The 5184-nt window shown below is 70.4% G+C and carries 5 protein-coding genes; all 5 read left to right on the top strand.

Annotated features, from left to right (window positions below; all coding sequences use genetic code 11):
* Positions 1-26: 26 nt before the first annotated feature.
* Entirely contained in the window at positions 27-938 is a 912-nt protein-coding gene (cpaB, locus tag Q0112_RS08430) for a Flp pilus assembly protein CpaB (protein WP_297973890.1), read from the top strand.
* A 23-nt stretch (positions 939-961) separates the two neighbouring features.
* Positions 962-2317 (top strand): type II and III secretion system protein family protein, encoded by a 1356-nt coding sequence (locus tag Q0112_RS08425; protein ID WP_297973888.1) that lies wholly within the window; start codon positions 962-964, stop codon positions 2315-2317.
* Positions 2318-2328: 11 nt separating this feature from the next.
* Positions 2329-2967: a CpaD family pilus assembly lipoprotein gene (locus Q0112_RS08420; RefSeq protein WP_297973886.1), complete on the top strand. Its 639-nt coding sequence runs from the start codon at positions 2329-2331 to the stop codon at positions 2965-2967.
* A 3-nt stretch (positions 2968-2970) separates the two neighbouring features.
* A complete protein-coding gene (locus Q0112_RS08415; RefSeq protein ID WP_297973883.1) occupies positions 2971-4188 on the top strand; it encodes an AAA family ATPase in 1218 nt (405 codons plus the stop codon).
* Between the two features lie 6 nt (positions 4189-4194).
* A partial coding sequence (locus Q0112_RS08410) for a CpaF family protein (RefSeq protein WP_297973879.1) occupies positions 4195-5184 on the top strand: 990 nt, incomplete at its 3' end.

The following is a 5184-nucleotide window of genomic DNA, read 5'->3' as shown; positions in this document are numbered from 1 at the left end:
CTCCTCAGAACGCGGAGCCTCGTAGCATGCGTATCTTCCTCGTCATCCTTGCGGCGCTGATCGTGGCGGGCGGCACGGGATTTTACGTCATCGCGGGGCTCCGTCCGGCCGCTCCGGTCGAGGTGGCGCAGGCCGAGGCTCCGCGGCTGAGGCAGGTCTTCGTGCCGGCGACGCAGATCCCGATCGGCACGATCATCACCCCCGAGCGGCTCTCGCGGATGGACATCACCGAGAGCGCGCTCAATGGCGAGATGGTCGTCGCCGATGCTGCGGGACAGGAGTTCCTGGCGGGCAGCGTTGCCCGCCAGGTGCTGCCCCAGGGCGTTCCGATCGCCCGTTCCTTCGTGGTGCGCCCGGGCGACCGCGGCTTCCTCGCCGCCGTACTGCCCAAGGGGATGCGCGCCATCACCATCCCGATCGACGCCATCGCCGGCCTGAGCGGCCTGGCGCTGCCGGGCGACCGGGTCGATCTCATCCTCACCTATTCCGTCTCGGGCGACGGCGGCGATGGCATCCACGCCAGCGAGACGGTGCTCTCCAACCTCCGGGTGCTCGCCTTCGACCAGCGGCTCGGGCCCGAGGCGCCGCCAAAGGACAAGGAGGCCAGGGCCGAGGGCGCGCCGGTGGCGAAGACGGCGACGCTCGAGGTCTCGTCGCGCCAGGCGGAAATCGTGACGCTGGCCCAGACGCTCGGCTCGCTCTCGCTGGTGCTGAACTCGGTGCGCGACGGCGGCGAGCCGGCGGCGAAGCCCGAGGCCCTCAGCCTCGACGTGACGCCGTCCTTCCTGAAGGCGGCGGAGGCCAAGGGCCCGGCGCGGCGGCAGACGCTCGAATCGGACGTCACCTCGACCAGCAAGGTCCAGATCGTGCGCGGGGTGCAGATCCGCGCGACCGCCACCCCGAGCGATGCCGCGGCGAGCGCGGCGGGCGCGGAGTAGGCCCCAGTACGGGAAAGAGAGCAGTGTATCGACATCGCCCCCTCGCCGTCGCACTCGCTGCGACCATCGCCCTCCTGCCGGCCGGCTGGCCGGTCGCGCTCGGCGCCTTCGAGCTGGTGCAGCCCCAGAACGAGCAGTCGGTCTCGCTGGTGGTCGGGACCGGGCAGCTCATCCGGGTGGACGAGGCCTTCTCGAGCCTCTTCGTCGCCAACCCCGAGGTGGCGGACGTGGAGGTGAAGTCGCCGCGGCTCATGTACCTGACGGGCGTGGGCGTGGGTGAGACGACGCTCTTCGCGGTCGATGACGGCGACAACGTGCTGATGTCGACGCGGGTGCGGGTCACGCACAACCTGGCGGCGCTCGCGGACGGCATCAGCGCCATGGCGCCCGGCCAGTCGGTCAAGGCGAGCACGGTCGACCAGTCGCTGGTGCTGACCGGGACGGTCAAGGACGCCGAGCAGGCGGCGAACATCCTGCAGGTGGCGAACCAGTTCGTCGACGACCCGACCCGGGTGGTCAACCGGCTGAACGTGGCGGCGCCGACGCAGGTGAACCTGCAGGTCAGGATCGCCGAGGTGGCGCGGAACGTCGACCGGCAGCTCGGCATCCAGTGGAACGACGTGAGCCTCGGCATCAACGGCGGGCGGATCGGCTTCAACGGCGGCCGCGCGGTGCAGGGCGACTATCAGGCGAGCTACGGCGCGACGCGCGGCAGCTTCAACATCGACGTGGTGCTGCAGGCGCTGCAGGAGGAAGGGCTCGTCACCATCATGGCGGAGCCGAACCTCACGGCGCGCTCGGGCGAGCCGGCGACCTTCCTGGCGGGCGGCGAGTATCCCTATTCGACGGTCAGCGACAACGGGACCAACGTCGAGTTCAAGAACTACGGCATCGGGCTCAACTTCACGCCGACGGTCATCGACGGCAACCGGATCAGCCTGACCGTCGGCACCGAGGTGAGCGAGCTCAACTTCGCGCAGAGCGAGACCGTGCCCTCGCTCAGGACGCGGCGGGCGGAGACGACGGTCGATCTCGCGAGCGGGCAGAGCTTCGCCATCGCCGGGCTGATGGAGAACAGCTCGTCGCAGAACGCCTCGCGGGTGCCGGCGCTCGGCACCATGCCGGTCCTCGGCGCGCTCTTCCGCAGCCAGGCCTTCCAGCGCGGCCAGACCGAGCTCGTCATCATCGTGACGCCGGTGATCGTCAACCCGACGACCGGCAAGAAGGTTCGCACGCCGGTCGACAACTTCGTGCCGCCGAACGACTTCGAGCGAATCCTGCTCGGCCGCTTCCAGGGCAACCCGCGCGGCCGCGAGGCGGTGCAGAACGGGATCGGCCAGCGCCGCCTGGTCGGCCCCTCCGGCTTCGTCTTCCAGTAAGGGCGATTGCGATGCGTACCCCTCCCCTCCCCCTCCTGGTGCTCGCCGCGGCGCTGGCGCTCGCCGCCTGCGAGGAGCAGCCGGTCGGCTCGTTCAAGGATGCCGAGTTCGTCGCCGCCGGCGCCCGGGCGCAGCAGTCCTTCTACTTCACGCCGGGCAGCCCGCAGCTCCGCCCCGGCGAGGCCGAGCGGCTACGCTCCTTCATCGCGGGGCAGCGCCTGACCGAGCAGACCGACATCGTGCTGCGGGTCAGCCACACCGGCTCGCCGGTGCTCGACGCCCGCCGCCGCGGCGCGATCCGCGCCAGCCTGCCGCGGACGCCGGCGCGCGTGCGGCTGGTCGCTGCCACCGATTCGGAGCTCGGCGCCGACCTGCGCACCGATGCGGCGCAGGTCGAGGTGGTGCAGTACGACCGCCTGGTGGTGCGCTGCCCGGGCAATCCCGCGGCGCGCTACGAGCTGACCACGCCGCTGCCGAACGACGGCTGCGCCAACGCCCTCAACCTCGCCAACATGGCGGAGGAGGTGCGCGACCTGACCGACCCGCGCGAGTTCGGCGGATCGGACGGCGTGGCCGCCGCGGCGGCGGTCGGCCGCTACCAGGACGGCGAGGTGATCGTCGTGCCGCTGCAGATGAATATCGGGAACTGAGCCATGGCAGGGTCGGCGGCCGCGCAGAGCGGCATGATCTTCGACGACGCGGCCGACGAGCGCGAGCCCTTCGCCGCCTATCTGACCGACGATGCCTCGCAGGCCGCCGCCCAGGCGGTGGCGAACCAGCGCGGCTGGTCGACGTCGAGCATCCGCAAGGGCGGGCTCGCCGCGGCGCTGCGCCTCCTCGGGGTGGCCCCCCCTGCCCGCTTCATGATCGTCGACATCGAGGGGCTGCCGATCGAGGAGGTGGAGAGCGGCCTCGTCGAGCTGGCCCGGCTCGGCAGCCAGGTGATGGCGCTCGGCACCGTCAACGACGTCAACTACTTCCGCCGCATCATGCGGACGGGCGCGCGCGACTATCTGATGAAGCCGGTGGACGCGGACGTGCTGGGCGAGATCTTCGTGCGGCTGGAGCAGCCGGGCGACGGGGTGACGCCGAAGGGGCGCGTCGTCGGCTTCCTCGGGGCGCGCGGCGGCGTCGGCGCGACGACGCTCGGGATCAACACCGCCTTCATCATGGCCGACAAGCTCAGCCGGCGGACCGCGCTCGTCGACATGGACATCTATGCCGGCAACATCGCGCTCGCCCTCGACATCGAGCCGACCCGCGGCCTGCGCGAGGCCTTCGACGACCCCGAGCGGGTCGACCAGACCTTCCTGCAGAACGCGATGGCCAAGTTCGGCAAGAGCCTGCACGTGCTGGCGACCGAGGAAGGCTTCGACGACGCGGTGCGGATGAGCGACGAGAAGGTGCTGGCGCTGGCCGACATCATGCGCGCCAACTTCGACATGACGATCATGGACCTGCCGCGGCATTTCGTCATGCGCGAGCCGGCGCTCTTCACCCGCTTCGACGACATCGTCATCGTGACCCAGCTGACGCTGCAGTCGCTGCGCGACGCCAACCGGCTGATGAAGCTGCTCGGCGCGCGCAACCGCGCCGCGAAGCTGCACGTCATCGCCAACCAGGTGCCGGCCAAGCCCGACGTCACGGTCAAGGAGTTCGAGGCCGGGCTGGAGACGAAGCTGCGCTGCGTCTTCCCGCACGACCCGAAGACGATGACGAAGACGACGCTGAAGGGTCAGGCGCTGGCGACGGCAGAGGCCAAGCACAAGATCGTCGCCGACCTGCACCGGCTCTGCATCGAGCTCGCCGGCGTGCCCGAGGAGAGCAAGGCCGCGACCGGCTTCTTCAGGCGGCGCCTCGCGAGGAGATAACGAGCGATGGAGGACGGCTTCGACCACGGCCTGACCGGCGATCCGCTGTCGATGCTGCGCACGGCGGCGAGCGAGCGGCTGCGCCAGCGGCTCGGGCCCGAGGGGCTGGCCAAGGCGAGCCCGCTCGACCTCGCCGAGATGGCGAACGAGGTGCTCGACGGGCTGGTCGCCGTCTCGGCCGCCAAGCCCGACCTCGCCGAGCAGCGCAAGCTCCTGCGCGACGTGGTCGAGACGCTGCGCGCCGAGCGCGCCGCCGCCACGCGCTCGGCCGGACCGGTCGAGGAGGAGAGCGACCCGCTGGCCGACCCGCTGGCCGACGTCGGGGCGAAGAACGCCCCCGAGGCGAAGAACAAGCGCGAGCTGCAGGTGAAGGCGCAGGTGATGCCGCTGCTCATGCAGCGCATCGACATCTCGGTCGCCTCGGCGCTGGGGCCGGAGGAGCTCAGGAACCAGATCGCCGAGATCGTCGAGGAGATCATCGTCGACCTGAAGATCCAGCTGAACGCGAGCGAGCTGCGCTCGATCGTGCGGCTGCTGGTGGACGACATGGTGGGGCTCGGGCCGCTCGAGCCGCTGCTCAAGGAAGAGGCCGTGACCGACATCATGGTCAACGGCCCGCACCAGGTCTACGTCGAGCGCAAGGGCAAGGTGGAGCTGACCGACGTGCAGTTCCGCGACGACGCGCACGTGCTGCACGTGGCTACGCGCATCGTGACCGAGGTGGGCCGCCGGGTGGACGAATCGACCCCGCTGGTCGATGCGCGCCTGAAGGACGGCAGCCGCGTCAACATCATCATCCCGCCGCTGGCGATCGACGGGCCGACCATCTCGATCCGCAAGTTCTCCAAGAAGGAGATCACGCTCGACGTGATGGCGCGGCAGAACAACATCTCGGCCGACATGGCGACGGTGCTGAAGATCGCCGGGCGGGCGCGGCTCAACATCCTGATCTCGGGCGGCACCGGCTCGGGCAAGACGACGTTGCTCAATGCCATG

The organism is uncultured Amaricoccus sp. (assembly GCF_937858865.1).
Taxonomy (GTDB): domain Bacteria; phylum Pseudomonadota; class Alphaproteobacteria; order Rhodobacterales; family Rhodobacteraceae; genus Amaricoccus.
Note: the sequence above shows the minus strand (reverse complement) of the source record. Positions and strands in the feature narration are given on the sequence as shown.

Bases quoted from the DNA above. Each gene is read 5' to 3' on its own strand.
- cpaB (WP_297973890.1), top strand. From the start codon at position 27: ATGCGTATCTTCCTCGTCATCCTTGCGGCGCTGATCGTGGCGGGCGGC.
- Q0112_RS08420 (WP_297973886.1), top strand. From the start codon at position 2,329: ATGCGTACCCCTCCCCTCCCCCTCCTGGTGCTCGCCGCGGCGCTGGCG.
- Q0112_RS08415 (WP_297973883.1), top strand. From the start codon at position 2,971: ATGGCAGGGTCGGCGGCCGCGCAGAGCGGCATGATCTTCGACGACGCG.